The organism is uncultured Thiodictyon sp. (genome assembly GCA_903837595.1).
Taxonomy (GTDB): domain Bacteria; phylum Pseudomonadota; class Gammaproteobacteria; order Chromatiales; family Chromatiaceae; genus Thiodictyon.
The window spans coordinates 1-23,414 of sequence record CAILVI010000555.1; the positions used below are offsets into that span (position 1 = coordinate 1).

Sequence of the window (23,414 nt, forward strand, 5' to 3'; positions counted from 1 at the left end):
CGCCAAGGTCCTGCGCGAGCGCGCCCGCGACCTGCCGGCGGACAAGACGATCGTCGGGATCGGCGGCTATGCCTATGACTGGCCCAAAGGCAAGCCGGCGGAGGAGCGCACCTTCGAGGAGGCGGTGCTCACCGCCCACGAGTCCGAGGGCACTATCCGCCTGGACCAGGCATCCTTAAATCCGACCTTCGACTACGCCGACGACACCCAACTCATCCACCACGTCTGGATGCTGGATGCCGTGACCGCCTTCGACCAACTCCAGGTGGTCCGCGCCATGGGGGCGCGGGGGTATGCACTGTGGCGGCTCGGCAGCGAAGACCCGGCACTGTGGAAATTTTTTGGTAAGGACGACCTCCCCCTGGATGCCGATATGGCATCCCAATTAAAGGACATGCGCTTCGGTTACGACCTGGACTATGAGGGCACCGGTGAGATCCTGCAGGTCACCGCCCAGCCCCAACCCGGGGCACGCGAACTCACGTTCGACCCCAAGCGTAAGCTCATCAGCGCGGAGCACTACACCACCTTCCCCTCGCCCTATGTGATCACCCGCCACGGCGCCGCGGACCACAAGGTGGTCCTGACCTTCGACGACGGCCCGGACCCGGTGTGGACGCCGCGCATCCTGGATGTGCTGGCAAAGGAGAAGGTCCCCGGCACCTTTTTCATCATCGGTACCAACGGCGAGATGAACCCCGACCTGCTGCGGCGCGAGGTGCGTGAGGGCCACGAGATCGGCATCCATACCTTTACCCACCCCAATGTTGCGGCCATTTCGCCTACCCAATTCCAGATGGAGCTGACCGCCACCCAGCGCCTGCTGGCGAGCGCGGTGGGACGCCAATCGCTCCTGTTCCGCCCACCCTACGCGGTCGACGCAGAGCCGGAGACCCCGGACCAGGTGCGCCCGCTGGAAATGGCGAGCCAACTGGGCTATGTGACGGTGGGAATGCAGATCGATCCGGACGACTGGCAGCGCCCGGGAGTGGATGAGATCGTGCGCCGGACCGTGGCGGCGGCGCAGACCGGAGAGGGCCATATCGTCCTGTTGCACGACGCGGGCGGCGACCGTACCCAGACCATTGCCGCGCTGCCCAAGCTGATCGCCGCGCTGCGCGAGCAGGGCTTCGAGTTCGTCACGGTAGCCCAACTGCTGGGGCAGACCCGCGACCAGATCATGCCCGTGGTGCCGGCGGAGAGCCGTTGGCAGACCTGGACCGACTGGGCCGCCTTCGGCTTCATCAACCTGGCGGCGACGGCCATCCAGTGGCTGTTCCTGCTCGGGATCGGCTTGGGGGTAGCGCGGCTGCTCTTCATCGGCGTGTTGGCGGTCTACCAACGTTACCGGCGCCGCGGCCAGGTGTTTGACCCGGACTATGCGCCGATGGTCGCGGTGGTGGTGCCGGCCTTCAACGAGGAGAAGGTCATCGTGCAGACCATCACCTCACTGCTGGCGAGCGACCACCCCACCCGCTTCGAGATCATCGTCGTGGACGACGGCTCGCCCGACGGCACCTATGCCGTGGCCCGCGACACCTTCGCCGACGACCCGCGCGTGCGGGTTTTCACCCAGCCCAATGCCGGCAAGCCGGCGGCACTCAACTTCGGCATCGCCCAGACCCAGGCCGAGATCGTGGTGGCGATGGACGCCGACACCGTCTTTGCCCGCGACACCATCAGCAAGCTGGTCCGCCACTTCGCCAACCCGCGGGTGGGCGCCGTGGCGGGCAATGCCAAGGTCGGCAACCGCACCAATCTGATGACTCGTTGGCAGGCCCTGGAATACATCACCAGCCAGAACCTGGATCGGCGCGCCTTCGATGTGCTCAATTGCGTCAGTGTGGTCCCCGGCGCGGTGGGTGCCTGGCGGCGCGACCTGATCCTGACGGCCGGCGGTTTCAACCACGAGACCCTGGCGGAGGACACGGATCTCACCCTGAGCATCCGCCGTCTGGGCTATGCCATCGTCTATGAGGACGAGGCGGTGGCACTCACCGAGGCCCCGGACACGGTGCGCGGATTCATCCGCCAACGCTACCGCTGGATGTTCGGCACCATGCAGGCGACATGGAAGCATCGCGATGTACTGTTCCGCCGCCGCTATGGGGCCTTGGGCTTTGTCGCGCTACCCAATGTGCTCATCTTCCAGGTCCTGTTCCCGTTGGTCTCGCCCATCATGGACCTGGTGCTGATCGGCTCATTGCTCATGGCCGGCTTTGACCACGCCCAGCACCCGGACCAGTATTCGCCGGACGCACTATGGCGGGTCGCCTTCTATTATGCCCTGTTCCTGGCGGTGGACTTCCTGGCCGCCGCACTCGCCTTCGCCCTGGAGCCCAAGGAGAACAAATGGCTGCTGGTCTGGCTGGTGTGGCAACGTTTCTTCTACCGCCAACTAATGTATTACGTCGCCATCAAGGCGACGCTCGCCTCACTGCGCGGCGTGGTGGTCGGGTGGGCTAAGTTGGAGCGCACGGCGACGGTGGTGCAGCCATAATGGCGAATCCGTTGGTTCCCGCCGGCGCGACCGCGCCCAACCCATTCAATCTCACTGACGACGATGCCTACCGGCGCTGGCGCGACGCCCGCCTCGCCAGCGCCCCGACCCGAGCAGATGAGTTGATCGTCGAAGTGCGGGACCCGCGCCATCTGACGGCAGCCGAATATCAGGCCATACTGGACCGCTGCCGCCGCGCCAACATGGCAATCTATGTCAGCGCCAGCGGCGACGACCCACACAAGTCCATCCCCGCCGCACTCGGCGACCGCTTCGGCTTGCACCGTCTGGAGTACAATCGCGGCGCGGATACAGACGCCATCACCTCACTCAAGGTCCAGACGGACGCCGGGCATGCCGGCTATATCCCCTACACCAACCGCCCCATCGCCTGGCATACCGATGGCTATTACAACACGCCCGCGCGACAGGTGCAGGGGCTGCTGCTGCACTGCGTCCACGCCGCCATCGCGGGCGGCGCCAACGCCTTGCTGGACCACGAGGTGGCGTACTGCCTGGTCCGCGATCAAGACCCGGCGTTCATTACGGCCCTGATGCACCCGCAATGCATGACCATCCCCGCCAACCCAGGCGATGGCGATGGCGAATTGCGCCCGGAACAAACGGGGCCGGTGTTCTCAGTCACCGCGCAGGGGCATCTGCATATGCGTTACACCAACCGCGCCCGTCATTGCCACTGGCGGGACGACCCGCTGAACCAGGCGGCAGTGGACTGCCTCAAAACCGTCCTGCACACCCCCAGCCCCTGGCACCTCGAAGGCCGCCTGGAGCCCGGCTGGGGACTGATCAGCAACAACGTCCTGCACACCCGCACGGGGTTTACCGATGGCCCGGTGCCAAGGCTGATCTACCGGGCGCGCTATTACGACCGCATCGCCGGGACATAAGGGACGCCCTGGGCGTTTGCCTTGGTGGTGACTCACCCGGGATTGATGACCCATTGGGTTGCGGCTGCCAAAAGCGGAAATCTTTCGACTGGGAAAGTTCCCGCTAAAGGATCGCCGAAAACAGTGATTGCCTCGTCGAATTCGACTTCATGCGTCTTGCGGTTGAAATCCGCTTTATTGATGTCCCACGTAAACTTCATAGCGTCGGTGGAATTTACGCGTGCGGTTCTTCGGCCTTGATCATCGGTCCGGCCACCGGAGCGTGCGGCAACCAGCGGCGGCCTGGGGGCCACTCCTACGGGGGTAGGAGCGGCGCCCAGGCCGCGACGAATGCCAGCCGCTGGGTGTCCGGATCAATCCTCGGCGGCGACCGTCTCCCACTCCACCAACTCGCGCAGCACGGCGGTGGCATAGGCCCCCGCCGGGAGCTGGAAGCTCAGTTCGTAACCACCATCCGTCGGCACCCAGGCCAAGTCGCGCACCGGCAGCCGCAGCGATCGGCGCTCCTGTTCCAGGCCGAAGCGAGCCAGGCCCGCGGGCCAGCCGGGAAAGCGGGCGACGGCGGCGTCTTCCAGTGCACGGACCTCGCCCTGGGTGGGCGGGTCGCCGCGGCCCCAGAGCGGGCCGGTGGGGTGCAGGTCCAGACGGGTGACGCGCCCGGTCAACAGATCGTCGAGCGTGGGGGCGGGAAACCAGGAGTGGCTGCCGTCCAGGTTGAGACAGTCGCCGGCCAGGGGGCGGTCCCAGTCGCCGCGGCCCAACCGCTCGGCAAGGACCTGATTGAAGACCTGGGAGCGGGCGGCGGAGAGCCAGAGGCCCTGTTGGTGACGCGACGGGCGGCGGATGGCGCCGTGGAAGAGTGCATCGGCACGGGCCAGGTTGGCGCCATTGCGGCCGAAGCGCTGCTCGCCGAAATAGTTGGGCACCCCGGCCGCGCGGATGAGCGCGATGCGCCCGGCGAGTGAGTCCGAATCCACCGCCCAGTCGCGCACCCGGATGCGGAAGCGGTTGCCGGCCAGGGTACCGCGGCGCAGTTTGCGGCGGTGGGGATGGACCTGGAGTATCTCGATCCCCTCGGCGGCCAAGGCGGACCAGTCGGGTTCGCAATCACGCGGACGCGGCAGGGAGAACCATTGGCTGGTGACGGCGCGGCGGTCCTTGAGCCCGGCATAACCCAGGTCCTTTTGGGCGACCCCGGCGGTCTCGGCCAGGCGGCCGGCGACCCATTCGGTGTTCTGGTCGGTCTTGCGTACCCACAGCAGCAGGTGATCGCCCTCCCCGTCCGGGGGGAAGCCCAACAGCTCCTCGACCTCGAAGTCGGCGGGCTCGCGCCGCAGCCGGCCGGACCCCAATGGCCCACCGTGGGCGTACGGCAGGGCGTGGAAGGGGGTCCAGGTCGGGTCGGTCATGCGGGCTCCTGGGGGGCGATGAGCTTGTAGGTTGGGCTGAGGAACGAAGCCCAACGAGTAGCCAAACGCAAGGTCTTGAAAGGTTGAGGTTCGTTCCTCACCCCAACCTACGGGTGACACAGGCGCGCGCTCATTCGTCCAACAGCACGACCGCAAATGAAGCGATGCCCTCGCCGCGCCCGGTAAAACCCAAGCGCTCGGTGGTGGTGGCCTTGACGTTGATCCGCGCCTGATCGCAGCCCAGGTCACCGGCGAGCAGGGTACGCATGGCGGCGATATGGGGCGCCATCTTGGGACGCTCGGCGACGATGGTAACGTCCGCGTTGTGGACCCGCAGCCCACGCCCCGCCAGGCTCTCCATGACCCGCCGCAGCAGGATACGGCTGTCGATCCCCTTAAACGCCGCATCGGTGTCCGGGAAATGGTGGCCGATGTCACCCAGACCGGCGGCCCCCAGCAGGGCATCGCACAGTGCATGGATGGCGACATCGCCGTCCGAGTGGGCCTCCAGCCCCTGGTCGTGCGGGACCGTCACCCCACACAGGATCAAGGGGGGCCCGGGGGCGAAGCGGTGGACGTCGAAACCCTGACCGATCAGCATGACTGTGCCTGTAAATCCAGATAAAAGCGGGCCAGCGGAAGGTCCTCGGCCCGGGTGATCTTGAGGTTGTCCGCGTGACCCTCAATGAGCCGCGGGGCCAGGCCGATGCGCTCCATGGCGGAGGCGTCATCGGTGACCAGGTCGCCGGCCACGATGGCATCGCGCAACGCCTCACGCAGCGGCCCAAGCCGGAACATCTGCGGGGTGTAGGCGTGCCACATGGCGGCGCGATCCAGGGTGGTGGCGATCCGCCCGGCGGCGTCGGCACCCTTCATGGTGTCACGCACCGGCACGGCGAGGATGCCGCCGACCGGGTCGGTCGCCAGTTGGGTCATCAGCCGGTCGAGGTCGGCGCGGCGCAGACAGGGCCGGGCGGCGTCGTGGACCAGCACCCAGTCGGACCCGTCGGCCAGCGCGGCCAGGGCATCCAAGGCGTTGAGGACTGAATGACAGCGCTCGGCGCCGCCGTCCACCCGCCGGACCTTGGGGTGGGACGCATAGGCGGTGGCGGACCAGAAGCCGTCCTCCGCGCCCAGGGCGACCCAGACCCCGCTGATGCGCGGGTCGTCGATAAAGGGGGCGAGCGTCCAGTCGATGACCGGGCGCCCGGCAAGGTCCAGGTATTGTTTGGGGATGGTGGCACCGAGGCGCCGGCCGACGCCGGCCGCCGGTACCACCGCCCAGAAGCGCGGGTTGTTCAAAGGGTCGAACTCATCTTTTCTTGGCGTGGGGCGGCGGTGTGGCCTGCGGGGTATCAGGCGGATCGGGCGCGGCGGGTATCGCCTTGGTGCGTTCGATGACCTGGATGAAGGCCTCACCGCCCTTGATCATCCCCAGCTCATCGCGCGCCCGTTCCTCCAGGGCGGCCTCGCCGCTGCGAAGATCCTCCACCTCCGCCTGGAGTTCCTGGTTGCGGGTGCGCAACCGCTCCAATTCGACCTTCTGGGCGGCAATCCCCTGTTGCAGGGCGTATAGGTCGGCGCGGCTCCCCGCCCCGACCCACAGCCGGTACTGGAGCGCCACCAAGAGGCCGATGAGCAGGACGATCAGCAGGCGCATGGATGGAAGCGGCAATGACTTGACCGCCGACCAGAAGACCCCGGTCGGCGGTACCCTGGCCTCAGAGCCAGCGGAAGGCATCGCGGCCGGCATAGACGGCCTCTTCACCCAACTGGTCCTCAATGCGCATCAACTGGTTGTACTTGGCCACGCGGTCGGAGCGCGACAGTGAGCCGGTCTTGATCTGACCAGACGCGGTGGCCACCACCAGGTCAGCAATGGTCGTGTCCTCGGTCTCGCCGGAACGGTGGGAGACCACCGCCGTGTAGCCCGCGGCATGGGCCATGGCGATCGCCTCCAGGGTCTCGGTGAGGGTGCCGATCTGGTTGACCTTGATCAGGATGGAGTTGGCGACGCCCTTATCAATGCCTTCCTTCAGGATCTTGGTGTTGGTCACGAAGAGGTCGTCGCCGACGATCTGGACCCGCTTGCCCAGGCGGTCGGTCAGGCGCTTCCAGCCGGCCCAGTCACCCTCCGCCAGGCCGTCCTCGATGGTGAGGATGGGGTATTGGTTGACCCAGCCCTCCAGCATGGCGATCACGCCGTCGGAGTCGAGCTTGACGCCCTCGCCTTCCAGGTCGTAGACACCGTCCTTGTAGAACTCGGAGGCGGCCACGTCCAGACCGATCCAGATGTCCTTACCGGCCGTGAAGCCGGTCTTGCCGATGGCCTCCAGGATGGCCTCCACCGCCGCCACGTTGGACGGCAGGTCGGGGGCGAAACCGCCCTCGTCGCCCACGGAGGTGGCCAGCCCGCGCTTCTTGAGAACGGATTTGAGTGCGTGGAAGACCTCGGCGCCGTAGCGCACCGCCTCGCGGATGCTCGGGGCGCCCACCGGCAGGATCATGAACTCCTGGAAGTCCACGCTGTTGTCGGCGTGCTGGCCGCCGTTGATGATGTTCATCATCGGCACCGGCAGACGATAGGGGCCGGCGGCGAGCGAGCGGTAGAGCGGCAGCTTGCGCTCCTGGGCGGCGGCATGGGCGACGGCGAGTGAGACACCCAGGAGCGCATTGGCGCCGAGACGGGACTTATTCTCCGTGCCGTCGAGCTCGATCATGGTCCGGTCGATGCCGCCCTGGTCGGTGACCTCCATGCCGCAGACCGCGTCCCGCAATTCGTCTTCGATGTGGCCGACGGCCTTGAGCACGCCCTTGCCGCCATACCGACTCTTGTCACCGTCGCGCATCTCCAGGGCCTCGCGGGACCCGGTGGAGGCCCCGGAGGGGACGATGGCGCGGCCGATGGCCCCATCGGCGGTGATAACATCGGCCTCTACCGTGGGGTTACCACGGGAATCCAGGACCTCACGGGCACGCACATCGACGATTTCAGACACTGTGGCTCTCCAATCAGTTACAAAGCAAAGGATTCAGACGATCGCATCTTCAGCAAAACCGGCGGACTTCACCAGCCGGTCGAGTTCGATCAGGGTCGCAAGCAACTCACGCAGCTGGCCCAAGGGCCAAGCGTTGGGGCCGTCGCTCAAGGCCTCCGCGGGACGCGGGTGGGTCTCCATGAAGATGCCGGCGACCCCCGCGGCCACCGCCGCGCGTGCCAGCACCGGAACAAACTCGCGCTGGCCACCGGAGCAGTCCCCCTGCCCCCCCGGTAACTGCACCGAGTGGGTCGCATCGAAGACCACCGGGCAGCCGGTCGCGCGCATCACCGCGAGCGAGCGCATGTCCGACACCAGGTTGTTGTAGCCGAAGGAGACCCCGCGCTCACAGACCATGATGCGATCATTCCCGGTCGCGCGCGCCTTGTCCACCACGTTGCGCATATCCCAGGGGGCGAGGAACTGGCCCTTCTTGATGTTGACGGGCAGGCCCGCAGCGGCCACCGCCTGGATGAAATTGGTCTGGCGGCAGAGGAAGGCCGGGGTCTGAAGCACGTCGACCACGGCCGCCACCTCGTTGAGCGGAGTGTCTTCGTGTACGTCAGTGAGGATCGGCACGCCGAAGCGCGCGCGCACCGACTCCAGGATCTGGAGCCCCCGCTCCAGGCCGGGCCCGCGAAAGCTGCCGGTCGAGGAGCGGTTGGCCTTGTCGAAGGACGACTTGTAGATAAAGGGGATGCCGAGCGCCTCGGTGATCTCCTTGAGGGTCCCTGCGGTTTCTTCGGCCAGGGTCTCGCTTTCGATCACGCAGGGCCCGGCGATCAGGAACAGGGGCCGGTCGAGCCCCACCTCGAAACCGGCAAGGGGCATCATGCCGGCGTGCCCTCGCCCGCTTGCGCCACCCGCTCCTGTTGTTCCAGTGCCGCCCTGACAAAGCCGAAAAAGAGCGGATGCCCATCGCGCGGCGTGGAGGTGAACTCGGGGTGGAACTGGCAGGCGATGAACCAGGGATGGTCCGGGATCTCGATGATCTCCACCAGCTTGTTGTCCAGTGACCAGCCGGAGAAACGCATCCCCGCGTCCTGCAACAGGTTCAGGTAGCGGTTATTGAATTCGTAGCGATGCCGGTGACGCTCGCGGATCTGGGGCGTGCCATAGACGGCACGGGCCAGGCTGCCCGGCTCCAGCCGGCAATTCTGACCGCCCAGGCGCATGGTGCCGCCCAGGTCCGAGTCCTCGCTGCGGGTCTCGATCTGGCCCTGCTCATCGCGCCACTCGGTGATCAGGGCGATCACCGGGTGCGGGGTGTCGCGATCGAACTCGGTGCTGTGGGCACCCGCCAAACCGGCCAGGTCGCGGGCGTAGCCGATCACCGCCACCTGCATCCCCAGACAGATCCCGAGATAGGGCACACGGTGCTCACGGGCATAGCGCGCGGCCTGGATCTTGCCCTCGATGCCGCGCTCGCCGAAACCTCCGGGGACCAGAATCGCGTCCAGTCCAGCCAACTTGCCGGGGCCCTCCTCCTCGATCTCCTGGGAATCGATGTAGACCACCTCCACCCGGGTCCTGGTATGGACCCCGGCGTGCGCCAGCGACTCGGACAGCGACTTGTAGGCCTCGGTCAGGTGCATGTATTTGCCGACCATGCCGATCCGCACATGCCCCTGGGGATAGTCGAAGCCCTCCAGCACCCGGTCCCACTCGCGCAAGTCCGCCTCGGGCACCGCCAGATGGAACTGGCGCACCACCAGGTCGTCCAGCCCCTGGGCGTGGAGTAGGCGCGGGATCCGGTAGATATTGTCCGCGTCCACCGCGGTGATGACGGCCTTCTCGGCCACGTTGGTGAAGAGCGCGATCTTGCGCCGCTCCTCGTCCGGGAGGTTGCTCTCCGCCCGGCACAGCAGGACGTCGGGCTGGATGCCGATGGAGCGCAACTCTTTGACCGAGTGCTGGGTCGGCTTGGTCTTGATCTCGCCCGCGGTGCGCAGATAGGGCACCAGGGTCAGGTGCATGAAGAGCGTCTGCTCGTGGCCCAACTCCACGCGCATCTGGCGGATCGCCTCCAGGAAGGGCAGCGACTCGATATCGCCGACCGTCCCGCCGATCTCCACCATGGCGATGTCCGAGCCCTCGGCGCCGAGCCGGATGTTGGCCTTGATCTCGTCGGTGATGTGCGGAATGACCTGCACGGTGCGGCCCAGATAGTCCCCGCGCCGCTCCTTGCGGATCACGCTGTCGTAGATCTGACCGGTGGTGAAATTGTTGTTGTGCCCCATGCGGGTGCGCAGGAAGCGCTCGTAGTGGCCCAAGTCTAGGTCGGTCTCGGCCCCGTCGTCGGTGACATAGACCTCTCCATGCTGGAAGGGGCTCATGGTGCCCGGGTCCACGTTGATGTAGGGATCGAGCTTGATCATGGTGACCTTGAGCCCGCGCGCCTCCAGCAAGGCCCCCAGGGAGGCCGAGGCAATGCCCTTGCCGAGCGACGAGACCACCCCGCCGGTTACGAAGATGTACTTGGTCATGGGGGAGTCATCAGGGGTTCAAAATGGCGGTCATTGGGGTATTACGGATTCCTGAGCGAACTGCGGACTGCCGGACAAACTACCAAATTCGAGGCGTCGCCTCAAACGCCGCAGCGTCGGGGAGGGTCCAGACCCCCCATTTATCCGACGCGGCCACTGGGCTGTTTGCCTATCTATAGCGGGAGGGCGCGCGTATAGTTGATCAGCGCTCGCGCACGACGACCCAGGGGGCCGACCCTAAGCACCGCGCAGCGCCGTCGGCGGCCGCACCCAAACGACGACCACCCCTCCAGGAACCTCGACCCCATGCATCCTTTTACTAAGTTAATCAGTGTCGCCGCCATTACCGGCGCCGCGGCGTTCGCCACCTTCACCGCGCAGGCCTGGGGGGGACCCGGCTGGGGCGGCCCCGGCGGCGGCAACGGCTGGGGCAACGGCAACGGCGCGGGCGACATGTGGAACGACATGCTGGGCGACGGCTCCGGCAATTTCAACATGAACATGAGCGGTAGCGGCAGCGGTCGCGGCTATGGTCGCGGTTACGGCGACGGGCGCGGCTACGGCTATGGCAACCAGGGCTACGGCTACGGCGGCTATCCGGGCGCCGGCTACGGCGGTTACCCGGGTGGCGGTTACGGCGGTTACCCGGGCGGCGGTTACGGCGGCGGTCCGGGTTATGGCTACGGCGCGCCGGGTTACGCGGCCCCAGGCTATGGCGGCCCCGGTTACGGCGGTCCGGCCTACGGGTATCCGGGCGGCGGCTACGGTGCCCAGGGCTATGGCGCCCCCTATGGCGCGCCGCTGGCACCGGCCGCCGCGCCGCCCGCGCCGACCGCGGCCGCACCCAAATAGGGACCAGCGCCGCTGCGCAGGCCACCAGGCCGTGCCCCCGGGCACGGCCTTTTTTTGCGCTCCGCCAGAAAGTCCCCCGCGGGAGCGGCTTCAGCCGCGACGAACCCACGGCCGCTTGCGAGCTCGCGTCGCGGCTGAAGCCGGCCCCACCGGGTCCCAGCCTGACCCCCAGGCGGGACGGGGTTGCAAACCCCGTCCCACGCGGACGTCTTTCCCCTGTTGTCCGCCGGTTTCTCTGCGGGGTATGCTTCACCAGATCGACCCCTACGAGAGATCGAGCCATGCACGCGCACCAGAAGACCCGCCTCAGTCTTTACGAACAGCTTGAGGCCCTGCCGGAAGGACTGACCGGGGAAATTCTCAACGGTCAGCTCTACACCCAAACGCGCCCGAGCGGCCCGCATATATTCGCCGCGTCTGAATTGGGCTATGAACTGCTCGGCCCGTTCGAGCGCGGACGCGGGGGGCCCGGCGGCTGGTGGATGGTTCAGGAACCCGAACTGCACTTGCAGCGCAACACCGAAGTCGATGTTCGGGACCCGGCCGGATGAAGCAAGGCGTCGATCTTCTTGATGCCGTGTTCTCGAAACAGGCGCACCAGATCGATCACCTTGCCCGCCACCTCATCGTGATGCCCTAACGACCCTGAAACTCGTCGATGACATCGGCCAGCGAGACATGGCGCCCGAAATAGCCGACGCGCTCGTCAAGCCCTTCGGCACGCAATATATCGCGTACCGACGCATGCGCCGCTACCAGCCGCAGGCCGATGCCGGCCTCCTGCAGTTGGGTCTGCAACTGCGCCAGCATACGCGCACCCGCCAGATCCACGGTGGGGGAGGTGGACAGATCGCAGACCACGAGTTTGAGTGGCGCCGTGGCGGCGCGGATTTTCTCCCAGAGCGCATCGCGTACATGCTCGATGTTGAAGTAAAGCAGTGAAGCCTCGACGCGGAACACCAGCACTCCGGGAACGCTCTCATTGTCCGGATGGCGCTCCAGGTCGGAATATCTGCTGGTGCCGGGGATGCGGCCGAGGAACGCCACATGCGGGCGCGCGCCGCGCCGTATGACCAACAACATCGAGACCAGCACCGCCACGATCACGCCCTTCAGGATGCCCAGCAGCAGCACGGCGGCGAACGCGACCATCGATACGCCGAATTCGTACCGGCTGACCCGCCACAGGTGGCGCAGTGCGCCGATGTCGACCAATCCCTTGACTGCAATCAGCACGATGGCCGCGAGCACCACGTTGGGCAGGTTGCTAAGCAAGCCGGTCAGGTACATCAGACAGAGCCCGATCGTCACCGAGGCGAACACCAGCGCGAGCGGCGTCTTGGCGCCGGCCTGGTCGTTGACCGAGGATTGCGACAGGCCGCCGGCGACCGGGTAACCCTGGAACAGCCCCGCGGCCAGATTGGCCGCGCCGAGGCCAAGCAGTTCCTGGCGCGGATCGACCGCCCCATTGTGCGACTGCGCCAGGGCGCGGGCCGCCGATACGCTCTCCACATAGGCCAGCAGGAGGCAGGCAAAGGCCAGCGGCACCACCCCGTCCACATCGCGTACCGATAACCCCGGCAGGTGGAACTCGGGCAGGCCTTGCGGAAGCGCGCCGACGACCTTGAAGCCCAGCCCGGCCATTGGCGTGACCGACAACACGACGATTGAAATCACGACCACCAAGAGTGCCACCGGGCGGCCCGGCAGGAATTTCTCACCTAGCAGCAGTGCGCCGAGCGCGGCCAGACCGAAGGCGAGTACGGCGAAGTTGGTCGCAGGGAGTTGGCCGACGAGCACCAAGATGCGCTCAAAAAAGCCGTCCCCGCCACCCTGGACCCCGAACAGCTTGGGCAACTGAGTCAAGGCGATTGTCAGCGCCGCGCCGGCCTTGAAGCCGAGCAGAATGGTTTCGCTGATGAAATTCACGAGCGAGCTCAGGCGCAGCAGCCACGCCAGCACACACATGACGGCGATCACTACCGCGGTCAGCGCCGCAATGGCGGCAAAGCGAGCCGGATCGCCCCCGGCCAGGCCCGCGACCGTGACCCCGACGAGCATCGAGATGGCGGACGTGGGACCGATCGCCAACTGGCGCGAGGAACCGAAGAGCGCATAGAGCAGGCCGCCCACCAGATAGCAGTAAATGCCGTTTTGCGGCGGCAGCCCGGCGAGCGAGGCGTAGGCGAGCGACACCGGAATAGCATAGGCGGCGAGCGTCATGCCGGCCACTGCGTCGTGTCCGAGCCACCGCGGCTGATAGGTGCCGAGCCATTGCGCCGGGGGGAAGGTGGCGCGCCATCCATGCACGGGGGCGGCACCGGCGAGTGCGGTGGCGGAACTTGCTTCTTCAGCCATGGCGCGATCTCCTGCGACGGAATAAATGATCAGGCAGTCGGCGTTTCGGGGCTTGCGATCACCAGCGGTCGCCATTTCTTGGCGGCGTATCATCCAGCACGGCCCCCGCAGTCGCCAGCAGCCGCACTACCACCGCGAAGACCAGCGCGCTCGACCAGCCCAACATCAGCACACCGGTCAGTCCCTCGGTGACCGCCACCAGCCGCCATGGCACCGGCGGCACCACGTCACCGTAGCCGATGGTGGCGTAGGTGACGGCCGAGAAATACAGCGCCGTGTTGAAGTCCCAGCCGATCCGCCACCAGTAGAGCAGCGCCCACAGGCTCACCTGCATCAGGTGCATCAGCAGTAGCGCGGCGAAGAGCTCAACCAGTATCCACAGTGCGTGCAGCATCGGGTGGCCGGTCGGTAGGGACATCCGCTGCCGCAGGTGTAGGATGGCGGCGAGCCCGCCCACCAGATGGATGGCGACGGCCACCGCCATTAGGGCGAGACCAAGGAGGATCTGGAGCATCCGGTGTCCTAACCAATCAACGAGGTAACGGCCATGGCGCCCGCGCCACCCCGCAAGATGAAAGGTGCGGGCGCCTTGGCCGTTCCCCCTCCCCGGCCCTCCCCCGCAAGGGGGGAGGGAGAAGCGGAGCGCGCTCCCGGCGCGACTTGCACGGTAAAGACCAGGCAATCGACCGCCGCGAGCGACCACTGCACCTCACCCCGCAGCGCCATTGCCCGCGCACCTTGACGCCGTCAATCTCCGTGCCAGCCTGCGCGACCGCCATCTTAGCTAGCGGGACAAGAAGTAACGCGCCAAACAAGTAAACCCTGTCAACTCTATATGCTGTCATCGGAAGTCCTCGGGCTACCCCTCGTACCTGGCCATCCGCCATCAGGCCGTTGTCGGCGCTGGAGTCTACCGCAGACCCCGCGCTCTTGCAGGTCGATGTGCGGGACCGGACGCAGCGTTAGGTCGTTAACCACGACATGGACTTGACCCGGGAGGCACTGGCCGCCGCGCTCGGCCCGGACTTCCAGCAACTCGCCTGCGGCGACCCGGTCGCGGATGCGACCGACATCAAGCGTTTCGTGGAGCACCAGGCGGGAAGAGATCGGGCTTGTGGCCAACCGACGCAGCGCTAGGAGCAAGAGCCGGTTCGAAGCAGGGGACCGACTACGGACATCGGGAACGATATCAAGGCGCAATGGCGCGGTGTAAGATGGCGGTTGGGGATGTACCAGACCACCCTGACACCGACCCTGACTGCAGTACTCCAGACGGGCTCACGGCGGCCGGGCACCGGACCAAGGCCCGCGAGCCGCGGAGCGGGAGGGTCCGGCCTCTGGGGGGATCGGTCGCGACCCGGTAGTAAAACTCCGGTAATCGTCGCGCGTCAGTGACGTCAGATGTATCAAGGTTCGGTACAGGAGGTGCCGGTTGATACCACTGAGGGGTCATCGCTCTGCCAGTCGATGTTGGTCGGTACCAAAGACATGACCTGTCGCCCGCCCCCGATAATTGGCGCCCGGTCTTCCGCTTGAGGTCATTATGCATAGCGATGCGTCGCTGCACACAAGCCGTGTCACTCCCGATTGGCAAGCGATCCTGGATGCCAGTTCCATTGGTTTGTGGGAATACGATCATGGCACCGGTCGCGCGCGCTGCAACGCCGGGATGTCCGCGCTGATCGGGCGCACTGACGAAGACCTACCCGTTGGCAGTGATGGCTGGTGGGAGTGGCTCCATCCGGACGATCAGGCCCCGGTGCGACGGCAGATGGATGCTTTGTTTGCCGCCGAGACAGCGCTTTGCGAGGCGCAATTTCGGATACGGCAGCGTGACGACCGTTGGTTATGGGTGCACGGCCGTGGCCGGGTGGTCGAACGGGATGCGGCGGGGCGGCCGCAGCGAACGGTGGGTAGCCTCTGCGGTCTCACGCACTGGCAGGAGGAGGAAAAGCCAAGTCCGGCCGACCGGGGGCGCTACTTACGGCTGGTCACCGACACGATCACCGAAGTCTTCTGGATCGCGGACGTCGCCACCAAGCAGACGTTCTACGTCAGTCCGGCTTACGAGCAGATTTGGCAGCGTCCGGCGGCTGAACTGTACGCGGACTCTCGGTCGTTTATGGATTCCATCCATCCTGAGGATCGTGATGGGTTTCTCCCGGTGCTGATGAAGAAGGAGCAGGGGTTAGCGTTCGATCATGAATACCGGATCGTCCGGCCGGATGGTTCTATCCGCCGCATCTGGGATCGCGGTTTCCCGGTCTTTGAGCCCGACGGGACGATCACGCGCTACGTCGGTCTTGCCCAAGACATTACCGTGCGGAAGCAGGCCGAAGTCGTGCAGGCGTTCTTGGCTCAGAGCAGTCATGCCGTGACGGAGGCGTCATTTTTCCACGCGCTGGCACGCTATCTCGCGGAAAGTTTGGACGTCTGTCAGGTCTGCATCGATCGCCTCAACGCCGACGGACTGACCGTCCGCTCCCTGGCGATCTGGTCCGATGGGCAGTTCGTGGACAATGTGACCTATGCCTTGAGGGACACGCCCTGCGGCGAGGTCTTGGGTCAGGCGATCTGCTGCTTTCCGGATCAGGTATGCACTCGTTTCCCGAGTGACCAGGTACTCGTGGACCTGCGCGCAGAGAGTTACATCGGCGCGACCCTCTGGAGCCATACCGGAGCGCCGATCGGCCTGATCGCCCTCATCGGCAGATCGGCGCTGGAGCAGCGCGCGCTTGCCGAAGCGGTCCTCGGCCAGGTCGTGGGTCGCGCGGGGCGTGAGTTGGAGCGGCTGTTGGTAGAAGATGCCTTACGCGAGAGAGAGCAGCATTACCGCACGCTGGCCAATAGTGGTTCGACACTGATCTGGACGTCGGATATAGACAACCACTGCGACTATGTCAACGAACCCTGGCTGCGGTTTACCGGACGCTCGCTGGAGCAGATGCGGGGCCGCGGCTGGACCGAGACGGTGTGCCCCGAGGATCTCGAACGGAATCACGCCATCTATGCTACCGCTTTCGATCGACGCGAACCCTTTAGTATGGAGTTTCGGATACGTCACGCCGATGGTTCGTATCATTGGCTCCGTGACGATGGTAATCCACGCTACGACAGCCAGGGGGCGTTCATAGGGTATATCGGGTTCTGTGTGGACATTACCGAACAGAAGGCGGCAGCCGAAGAACTCGAACGCTACCGCCAACACCTGGAAGACTTGGTCGAGGAGCGCACCCGTGAACTCGTCATCGCCAAGGAAGCTGCGGAAACGGCCAATGTCGCCAAGAGCGCCTTCCTCGCCAACATGTCCCACGAGATTCGCACCCCACTCAATGCCATCACCGGAATGGCTCTCCTACTCAAACGCGCCGGGGTCACCCCCCAGCAGGCCGATCGGCTCGACAAGATCGATGCCGCCGGGCGCCACCTGTTGGACCTCATCAACGCCGTATTGGACCTTTCCAAGATCGAAGCCGGTAAGTTCACGCTTCACGAAAGCGAAGTCAGCGTCGAGGGCGTCGTCGCCCAGGTCGTCTCGCTCCTGCACGAGCCCGCACGCGCCAAGGCACTGGAACTGTCCGTGGACATCCAACCGCTGCCCTGTCCGCTCTTGGGTGATTCCCTCAGGCTCCAGCAAGCCCTGCTCAACTACGCCACGAACGCGATCAAGTTTACCCACACCGGCACTATCTCCCTGCGCGTCCGGGTCATTGCGGAAGATCACGACAGCGTGCTGGTGCGTTGGGACGTGCAGGACACCGGCATCGGCATCGCCCCCGAGAGTATGTCCAAGCTCTTTGCCACCTTCGAGCAGGCCGATAGTTCGATTACCCGCAGCTACGGTGGCACCGGCTTGGGATTGGCCATCACCAGGAAGCTGGCCCGGCTCATGGGGGGCGATGCCGGGGCGGTCAGTACGCTGGGTGTGGGCAGTACGTTCTGGTTCACGGCACGACTGAAGAAAGCCGGGCACACAGTCAGTGCAGCGTCGTCCTTGTCGATCAGCGCGAGCGAAGCGTCCCTCGCCCTTCACTATCGGGGGTGCCGAATCCTGCTGGTGGAGGACGAACCCATCAACCGCGAGGTAGCGCGGGATTTGCTTGATAGTCTCGGGATGGTGATCGACACGGCCGAGGATGGGGTGCAGGCCGTTGTACTGGCCAGTCGCAATGAGTACGCCCTGATTCTGATGGACATGCAAATGCCTAACCTGGATGGCGTAGCAGCAACTCGCCGAATCCGCCGACTTGCCAACCGGCTCCAGGTGCCGATCATCGCCTTGACCGCGAATGCTTTCGCGGAGGACGCCGCACGCTGTCTCGATGCTGGGATGAATGACTTCATCTCCAAGCCGATCGAGCCGGAATCGCTATTCCCGATCATACTGAAATGGTTGGAGCGAACCGTGCCATCGGCCTCGCCGGCATCGCCGGGGGCTTAAGCGAATGCAGATCTGCCCGCCTGCGGCCGTCATGATGCGGGCGGACGACGGTCGGTTTCGTGAGTCTCTGGGTTCACCTCACGAACGGTCCGCAAGCAGCATCCAAAGGGAAAAATATCCCAGTTTCTTGAACCGGCCAGCCGCGCCCCGCCCGCCCCGACGGCGGCCACACCCAGATAAGCTCCAGCGGCGTTGCGCCGGCCAGCAACGCCACCCTCCGGGCATGGCTTTTTTACACCCTGCAAAATCCTGACGCCCCCGGTCAACAGCGAACCGTCACGCCCCTGTCACGGTGCTGTCATCTTGGCGACCTAAACTGGTCATTGAACCGACACCCGCGCGTAACCCACCGGTAAGACCGCCCGCCTAGGATGGCGGCGATCAGTCTGCAACCTCGAGCGAGCAATCCCCCATGCATAAGACATCCCTCGGCGCGGTCCTGGCCGTCTCGGCCGCCACCGTCTGCGCCCCGGCCCTGGCGCGCGACACCATCAACATCGTCGGGTCCTCGACCGTGTTTCCGTTCTCCACCGCGGTGGCGGAGAACTTCGGCCGCGGCGGCTTCAAGACGCCCAAGGTCGAGTCCACCGGCACCGGCGGCGGCATCAAGTTGTTCTGCTCCGGCTCCGGGGTCGACACGCCGGACATCGCCAACGCCTCGCGCGCCCTGAAGGCCTCCGAGTTCGATGCCTGTGAGGCCAACGGGGTCAAGGGCATCACCGAGGTCAAGATCGGCTTCGACGGCATCGTGCTCGCGCAGTCCAAGAGCAGCAAGGGGTTTGACCTGACGCTCAAGGACATCTTCTTGGCCCTGGCCAAGGACGTTCCTAACGACAAGGGCGACTTGGTCCCCAATCCCAACAAGACCTGGAAGGACGTGAACCCGGCCCTGCCGGACACCAAGATCGAGGTGCTCGGGCCCCCGCCCACTTCCGGCACCCGCGACGCCTTCGCCGAACTGGCGCTGGAGGGCGGCTGCAACAGCTTCCCGGCGCTCAAGGACCTGAAGAAGTCCGACGAGAAGAAACACAAGGCCGTGTGCCAGGCCGTCCGGGAAGATGGTGCCTATATCGAGGCCGGTGAGAACGACAACCTGATCGTACAGAAGCTGGTCGCCAATCCCAAGGCGGTCGGCGTCTTCGGCTACAGCTTCCTCGAACAGAATGCGGAGAAGATCCACGGCGCCAAGGTCAACGGCGTGGCCCCGGACTACGACAGCATCGCCAAGGCCACCTACCCGATCTCGCGTGCACTTTATTTCTATGTGAAGAACGCGCACGTCGGCACGATCCCCGGCATCAAGGAATACGTGGCCGAATTCACCGCGGACAAGGCCTGGGGACCCGAGGGTTACCTGGCGGACAAGGGCCTGATCGCCCTGCCCGATGCGGATCGCAAAAGCTCGGCCGCGAACGCCAAGGCACTGACGCCGATGGCCAAGCCGGCACATTGAGCCATACGCGAGCCCGATGCAAACCTGGACCTTAATGCTTGCCCTGCTCGCCGTGATGGCCCTGGCCTATCACGGTGGGCGCAAGCGTGCCATCACGAGCGCCGGCGGTGCCGGGCGTATCAGCACCCTGCACTCACTGCCCGGCTACTATGGGTTTTATGCCGCACTCTGGGCCGGCATCCCGGCCCTGTTGCTGCTGGGGCTCTGGCTCGGTATCCAAGACCATGTGGTCACTGGCCTGGTCAAGTCCGCACTGCCCGCGCAGACCTTGGCGGGGCTGTCGGACAGCGAATTGGGCCTGTTGCTCAATGACGTGAAGAATCTCGCCTCCGGCAGCATCGTCGGGGGGACGGTCACCCCGGCGATCCAGGCCGCGGCGGACCACTTTGCCCACCTCCAGCGGCTGGCCAACTGGGCCATGTGGCTCCTGGTGTTGGCCGCGGCGGTCAGCGGCATGGCGCTGGCCTGGGGCCGGACGACACCGACCATGCGCGCCCGTAACCGGGTCGAATCGATCGTCATGGGGGCCATGTTCCTGTGTTCCTCGATCGCCATCCTGACCACGCTCGGGATCATCCTCTCGGTGGTCTTCGAGTCGCTCCAGTTCTTTGAGAAAATCGCACCCGGTGAATTCTTCCTCGGCACCCTGTGGAGCCCTCAGACCGCCATGCGCGCCGATCAGGTGGCCGCCGCCGGCGCCTTCGGGGCGGTGCCGCTCTTCACCGGAACGCTGCTGATTTCATTCATCGCCATGGCGGTGGCGGTGCCCATCGGGCTGATGGCGGCGATCTATCTCTCCGAATACGCCCCGCGCCACGTGCGCTCAGTGGCCAAGCCGCTGCTGGAGGTCCTGGCCGGCATCCCGACCGTGGTGTACGGCTTTTTCGCGGCCCTGACGCTGGCCCCGGTCATCCGTGCGATCGGCGAATCGCTGGGGCTGCAAGTCGCCTCCGAGAGCGCGCTGGCGGCGGGCCTGGTGATGGGCATCATGATCATCCCGTTCGTGTCTTCACTGTCGGACGACGTGATCAACGCCGTGCCCCAGGCCATGCGCGACGGCTCCTATGCACTGGGCGCCACCCAATCGGAGACCATCCGCCGGGTCGTCATCCCCGCCGCCCTGCCCGGCATCGTCGGCGGCGTCCTGCTGGCGGTGTCACGGGCCATCGGCGAGACCATGATCGTGGTGATGGCCGCCGGGCTGTCGGCCAATCTGACGGCCAACCCGCTCGCCAGCGTCACCACCGTCACGGTGCAGATCGTCACCCTGCTGACCGGCGACCAGGAATTCGACAGCGCCAAGACCCTGGCCGCCTTCGCCCTGGGGCTGACGCTGTTCCTGGTCACCCTGGTGCTGAACGTCATCGCCCTGCACATCGTGCGCAAGTATCGCGAGCAGTATGAATAATGCGGACAGCAACACAACCTCCGGCCCCGCGGCGCACCATCGATATCGTCAACGCGAGCCTCAAGCGGCGCTATGCGCGGGAGCGGCGCTTTCGTTTCATGGGCGCCGCCGCCGTCGCCTTGGGACTCCTGTTCGTGGCCATCCTGTTCGCGGACATCACGCTGAAGGGTTATACCGCCTTCCAGCAGACCTATATCGAGGTGCCGGTCTATTTCGACCCCGCGACCATCGACCCCGCAGGCAGCCGTGACCCCCAGGCCCTGGCCGCCGCCGACTATCTGGCCGTGGTCAAGGCATCCATGCGCAGGCTCTTTCCGGATGTCACCGAGCGCAGCCAACTGCGTGAGCTCTATGCCCTGGTGAGCGCCGGGGCGCCGCAACAGCTCCAGTCCATGGCGCTGCGGCACCCGGGCGTGATCGGCACCACCCGGGACGTCTGGCTGATCGCAGCCGGCGACGTCGACATGCTGGTCAAGGGCCATCTCGATCGCGCGCTGCCCGAGGCGGACCGCCGTATCAAAGACAGCTCCATCCTATTGCTCGACCGCCTGGCGGCGGACGGGCGCATCGAGAAGCGCTTCAACACCGGCTTCTTCACGAATGGCACCTCCCGCGAGCCGGAATTGGCGGGCATCGCCGGGGCCTTGGCGGGGACCTTCTACACCCTGGTCCTGACGCTGCTGTTCTCCTTCCCGCTCGGCGTCGGGGCGGCACTCTATCTGCAAGAGTTCGCCCCCAAGAACCGCTGGACCGACTTGATCGAGGTCAACATCAATAACCTCGCGGCGGTGCCGAGCATCGTATTCGGGCTTCTGGGGCTCGCGGTCTTCATCAATTTCTTCGGCGTCCCGCGCTCCACCCCGCTGGTCGGCGCACTGGTGCTGGGGTTAATGACACTGCCGGTCATCATCATCGCCAGCCGGGCGGCGCTCCAATCGGTCCCGCCATCCATCCGCGAGGCCGCCCTGGGGGTCGGCGCCTCACCCCTGCAGACCCAGTTCCATCATGTCTTGCCGCTGGCCATGCCCGGCATCATGACCGGAGCCATCATCGGCATGGCCCGCGCATTGGGTGAGTCGGCGCCGCTGCTGATGATCGGTATGATCGCCTTCATCGTGGACGTGCCGCAGGGATTTACCGACTCGGCGACGGTGCTGCCGGTGCAGATCTATCTATGGGCGGACAGCCCGGAGCGCGGCTTCGTGGAACGCACATCGGCCGCCATCCTGGTGCTGCTCGGCTTCCTGGTCCTGATGAACCTGGCCGCGGTCCTATTGCGGCGACGGTTTGAACGGCGCTGGTAGCCGCCGCAGTGAGCCGCAATTGAACGCAAGAGATTTATTATGAGTACGTTAGCGAGCGAAATCGTGCGAGACACCAGCGCCGTCAGCGCGGCGGACCTGGCCCGCGGCGGCCGCGTGAGCGGCACCATCGGCGATATCACCACGCCGGACCCGCGCATGGTCTGCCGGGGCGTCAACGTCTGGTATGGTGCCAAACAGGCGATCAAGGACGTGGGGCTGGATATCGGCAAGAACCAAGTGGTGGCGATGATCGGCCCGTCGGGCTGCGGCAAGTCGACCTTCCTGCGCTGTCTGAACCGGATGAACGACACGATCGACGGCTGCCGGGTGCAGGGCTCCATCCAACTCGACGGCCAGGAGATCTACGACAAGCGCGTGGACCCGGTGCCGCTGCGCGCCCAGGTCGGCATGGTCTTCCAGAAGCCCAACCCCTTCCCCAAGTCCATCTATGAGAACGTCGCCTACGGGCCGCGCATCCATGGGCTGACCAATAGTAAAGCAGAACTGGATGCATTGGTGGAGACGAGCCTCCAGAAGGCCGGCCTGTGGAACGAGGTGAAGGACCGGCTGGACCAACCCGGCACCGGACTCTCCGGCGGGCAGCAACAGCGCCTGTGCATCGCCCGCACCATCGCCGTGTCGCCCGAGGTGATCCTGATGGACGAGCCCTGCTCGGCGCTCGATCCCATTGCCACCGCCATCATCGAAGAACTGATCGATGAACTGCGCGAACAGTACGCCATTGCCATCGTCACCCACTCCATGCAGCAGGCCGCCCGGGTCTCCCAACGCACCGCCTATTTTCATCTGGGCGACCTGGTTGAAGTGGGTGAGACCAACCAGATCTTTACCAATCCCCAGCACCGGTTGACCGAGGACTATATCACGGGGCGTTTCGGCTGATGACCGAGCCAGACGGCCCCGTCATCCGCACCGGCCTGGCCAATGGTCACACGGTCCGCGCCTATGACCGCGAACTGGTGCGCCTGCGCGACCTGATCATCGAGATGGGCAAGCGCGTGGTCGAACAGACCCACTGCGCACTTGCCGCGCTGTTTGAGGAAGACCTGAGCCCCGCCTATCGGGTGCTCGACCGGGAGCCGCAGATCGACTACCTGGCACTGGACGCCGACGAAGAGGTGTTCCTGATCATCACCCGCCGCCAGCCCACCGCGGGGGATCTGCGCATCGTCCTGGCGCTGGCCCGCATCGCCGGGGAGGCCGAGCGCGCGGCCGACAAGGCCGCCCGGATCGCCC

The 23,414-nt window shown here is 65.6% G+C and carries 20 protein-coding genes; 11 read left to right on the plus strand and 9 right to left on the minus strand.

Annotation, left to right across the window (positions count from 1 at the left end; translation table 11 throughout):
- Together QZY44_RS33470 and QZY44_RS33475 are read left to right on the plus strand one after the other, a co-directional pair.
- Positions 1 to 2,500 (plus strand): glycosyltransferase (locus QZY44_RS33470; RefSeq protein WP_295458020.1); only part of this gene is annotated, 2,500 nt, incomplete at its 5' end.
- Positions 2,500 to 3,408: a TauD/TfdA family dioxygenase gene (locus QZY44_RS33475; RefSeq protein ID WP_295458024.1), complete on the plus strand. Its 909-nt coding sequence runs from the start codon at positions 2,500 to 2,502 to the stop codon at positions 3,406 to 3,408. The genes QZY44_RS33470 and QZY44_RS33475, both read left to right, overlap by 1 nt.
- 353 nt (positions 3,409 to 3,761) lie before the next feature.
- Here QZY44_RS33475 and truD read toward each other — a convergent pair whose 3' ends face one another.
- The 7 genes from truD to QZY44_RS33510 all read right to left on the minus strand — a co-directional run bounded on the left by truD (position 3,762) and on the right by QZY44_RS33510 (position 10,341).
- Positions 3,762 to 4,817, minus strand: a complete 1,056-nt coding sequence (gene truD / locus QZY44_RS33480; protein WP_295458027.1) for a tRNA pseudouridine(13) synthase TruD — start codon at positions 4,815 to 4,817, stop codon at positions 3,762 to 3,764.
- A gap of 130 nt (positions 4,818 to 4,947) precedes the next feature.
- A complete protein-coding gene (gene ispF / locus QZY44_RS33485; RefSeq protein WP_295458030.1) occupies positions 4,948 to 5,418 on the minus strand; it encodes a 2-C-methyl-D-erythritol 2,4-cyclodiphosphate synthase in 471 nt (156 codons plus the stop codon).
- A complete protein-coding gene (gene ispD, locus QZY44_RS33490) occupies positions 5,412 to 6,119 on the minus strand; it encodes a 2-C-methyl-D-erythritol 4-phosphate cytidylyltransferase (protein ID WP_295458035.1) in 708 nt (235 codons plus the stop codon). The genes ispF and ispD overlap by 7 nt, the downstream gene beginning before the upstream one ends.
- Positions 6,120 to 6,129: 10 nt before the next feature.
- On the minus strand, positions 6,130 to 6,570 hold the full coding sequence (ftsB, locus tag QZY44_RS33495) for a cell division protein FtsB (protein ID WP_365305825.1): 441 nt from the start codon (positions 6,568 to 6,570) through the stop codon (positions 6,130 to 6,132).
- Positions 6,539 to 7,816 (minus strand): phosphopyruvate hydratase, encoded by a 1,278-nt coding sequence (eno, locus tag QZY44_RS33500; RefSeq protein ID WP_295458038.1) that lies wholly within the window; start codon positions 7,814 to 7,816, stop codon positions 6,539 to 6,541. Before eno ends, ftsB begins: the two co-directional genes overlap by 32 nt.
- 33 nt (positions 7,817 to 7,849) lie before the next feature.
- Positions 7,850 to 8,689: a 3-deoxy-8-phosphooctulonate synthase gene (gene kdsA / locus QZY44_RS33505; RefSeq protein WP_295458041.1), complete on the minus strand. Its 840-nt coding sequence runs from the start codon at positions 8,687 to 8,689 to the stop codon at positions 7,850 to 7,852.
- Positions 8,686 to 10,341, minus strand: a complete 1,656-nt coding sequence (locus QZY44_RS33510) for a CTP synthase (protein WP_295458044.1) — start codon at positions 10,339 to 10,341, stop codon at positions 8,686 to 8,688. The genes kdsA and QZY44_RS33510 overlap by 4 nt, the downstream gene beginning before the upstream one ends.
- Positions 10,342 to 10,647: 306 nt before the next feature.
- On the opposite strand from QZY44_RS33510, the gene QZY44_RS33515 reads away from it, so the two are divergent.
- Positions 10,648 to 11,193 (plus strand): sulfur globule family protein, encoded by a 546-nt coding sequence (locus QZY44_RS33515; protein ID WP_295458047.1) that lies wholly within the window; start codon positions 10,648 to 10,650, stop codon positions 11,191 to 11,193.
- Between the two features lie 281 nt (positions 11,194 to 11,474).
- Positions 11,475 to 11,744 carry a hypothetical protein gene (locus QZY44_RS33520; protein ID WP_295458050.1) on the plus strand — a complete coding sequence of 90 codons (270 nt, stop codon included), beginning with the start codon at positions 11,475 to 11,477 and terminating at the stop codon, positions 11,742 to 11,744.
- Positions 11,745 to 11,829: 85 nt separating this feature from the next.
- On the opposite strand, the gene QZY44_RS33525 is transcribed toward QZY44_RS33520, so the two are convergent.
- Together QZY44_RS33525 and QZY44_RS33530 are read right to left on the minus strand one after the other, a co-directional pair.
- Positions 11,830 to 13,644 (minus strand): SulP family inorganic anion transporter, encoded by a 1,815-nt coding sequence (locus QZY44_RS33525; RefSeq protein WP_365305829.1) that lies wholly within the window; start codon positions 13,642 to 13,644, stop codon positions 11,830 to 11,832.
- Positions 13,610 to 14,065: a potassium channel family protein gene (locus QZY44_RS33530; RefSeq protein ID WP_295458056.1), complete on the minus strand. Its 456-nt coding sequence runs from the start codon at positions 14,063 to 14,065 to the stop codon at positions 13,610 to 13,612. The genes QZY44_RS33525 and QZY44_RS33530 overlap by 35 nt, the downstream gene beginning before the upstream one ends.
- A gap of 467 nt (positions 14,066 to 14,532) precedes the next feature.
- On the opposite strand from QZY44_RS33530, the gene QZY44_RS33535 reads away from it, so the two are divergent.
- The 7 genes from QZY44_RS33535 to QZY44_RS33565 form a co-directional block, all read left to right on the plus strand.
- Complete coding sequence (locus QZY44_RS33535; protein WP_295458059.1) at positions 14,533 to 14,688, plus strand: hypothetical protein; 156 nt, start codon at positions 14,533 to 14,535, stop codon at positions 14,686 to 14,688.
- Positions 14,689 to 15,094: 406 nt separating this feature from the next.
- Complete coding sequence (locus tag QZY44_RS33540; RefSeq protein ID WP_295458062.1) at positions 15,095 to 17,992, plus strand: PAS domain-containing protein; 2,898 nt, start codon at positions 15,095 to 15,097, stop codon at positions 17,990 to 17,992.
- A 412-nt stretch (positions 17,993 to 18,404) separates the two neighbouring features.
- Positions 18,405 to 19,445 (plus strand): substrate-binding domain-containing protein, encoded by a 1,041-nt coding sequence (locus tag QZY44_RS33545; RefSeq protein ID WP_295458065.1) that lies wholly within the window; start codon positions 18,405 to 18,407, stop codon positions 19,443 to 19,445.
- Between the two features lie 16 nt (positions 19,446 to 19,461).
- On the plus strand, positions 19,462 to 20,853 hold the full coding sequence (gene pstC / locus QZY44_RS33550) for a phosphate ABC transporter permease subunit PstC (RefSeq protein ID WP_295458067.1): 1,392 nt from the start codon (positions 19,462 to 19,464) through the stop codon (positions 20,851 to 20,853).
- Positions 20,853 to 22,157, plus strand: a complete 1,305-nt coding sequence (pstA, locus tag QZY44_RS33555; RefSeq protein ID WP_295458070.1) for a phosphate ABC transporter permease PstA — start codon at positions 20,853 to 20,855, stop codon at positions 22,155 to 22,157. The genes pstC and pstA overlap by 1 nt, the downstream gene beginning before the upstream one ends.
- Before the next feature lie 156 nt (positions 22,158 to 22,313).
- On the plus strand, positions 22,314 to 23,060 hold the full coding sequence (pstB, locus tag QZY44_RS33560; protein WP_295458080.1) for a phosphate ABC transporter ATP-binding protein PstB: 747 nt from the start codon (positions 22,314 to 22,316) through the stop codon (positions 23,058 to 23,060).
- A partial coding sequence (locus tag QZY44_RS33565; RefSeq protein WP_295458074.1) for a PhoU domain-containing protein occupies positions 23,060 to 23,414 on the plus strand: 355 nt, incomplete at its 3' end. The genes pstB and QZY44_RS33565, both read left to right, overlap by 1 nt.

What these genes read in the sequence shown, in the direction of transcription:
- QZY44_RS33475 (WP_295458024.1), top strand. Translation starts at nt 2,500, where the DNA reads ATGGCGAATCCGTTGGTTCCCGCCGGCGCGACCGCGCCCAACCCATTC.
- truD (WP_295458027.1), bottom strand. Translation starts at nt 4,817, where the DNA reads ATGACCGACCCGACCTGGACCCCCTTCCACGCCCTGCCGTACGCCCAC.
- ispF (WP_295458030.1), bottom strand. Translation starts at nt 5,418, where the DNA reads ATGCTGATCGGTCAGGGTTTCGACGTCCACCGCTTCGCCCCCGGGCCC.
- ftsB (WP_365305825.1), bottom strand. Translation starts at nt 6,570, where the DNA reads ATGCCGGCCGCGATGCCTTCCGCTGGCTCTGAGGCCAGGGTACCGCCG.
- kdsA (WP_295458041.1), bottom strand. Translation starts at nt 8,689, where the DNA reads ATGATGCCCCTTGCCGGTTTCGAGGTGGGGCTCGACCGGCCCCTGTTC.
- QZY44_RS33510 (WP_295458044.1), bottom strand. Translation starts at nt 10,341, where the DNA reads ATGACCAAGTACATCTTCGTAACCGGCGGGGTGGTCTCGTCGCTCGGC.
- QZY44_RS33515 (WP_295458047.1), top strand. Translation starts at nt 10,648, where the DNA reads ATGCATCCTTTTACTAAGTTAATCAGTGTCGCCGCCATTACCGGCGCC.
- QZY44_RS33520 (WP_295458050.1), top strand. Translation starts at nt 11,475, where the DNA reads ATGCACGCGCACCAGAAGACCCGCCTCAGTCTTTACGAACAGCTTGAG.
- QZY44_RS33525 (WP_365305829.1), bottom strand. Translation starts at nt 13,644, where the DNA reads ATGATACGCCGCCAAGAAATGGCGACCGCTGGTGATCGCAAGCCCCGA.
- QZY44_RS33530 (WP_295458056.1), bottom strand. Translation starts at nt 14,065, where the DNA reads ATGCTCCAGATCCTCCTTGGTCTCGCCCTAATGGCGGTGGCCGTCGCC.
- QZY44_RS33535 (WP_295458059.1), top strand. Translation starts at nt 14,533, where the DNA reads ATGGACTTGACCCGGGAGGCACTGGCCGCCGCGCTCGGCCCGGACTTC.
- QZY44_RS33540 (WP_295458062.1), top strand. Translation starts at nt 15,095, where the DNA reads ATGCATAGCGATGCGTCGCTGCACACAAGCCGTGTCACTCCCGATTGG.
- QZY44_RS33545 (WP_295458065.1), top strand. Translation starts at nt 18,405, where the DNA reads ATGCATAAGACATCCCTCGGCGCGGTCCTGGCCGTCTCGGCCGCCACC.
- pstC (WP_295458067.1), top strand. Translation starts at nt 19,462, where the DNA reads ATGCAAACCTGGACCTTAATGCTTGCCCTGCTCGCCGTGATGGCCCTG.
- pstA (WP_295458070.1), top strand. Translation starts at nt 20,853, where the DNA reads ATGCGGACAGCAACACAACCTCCGGCCCCGCGGCGCACCATCGATATC.
- pstB (WP_295458080.1), top strand. Translation starts at nt 22,314, where the DNA reads ATGGTCTGCCGGGGCGTCAACGTCTGGTATGGTGCCAAACAGGCGATC.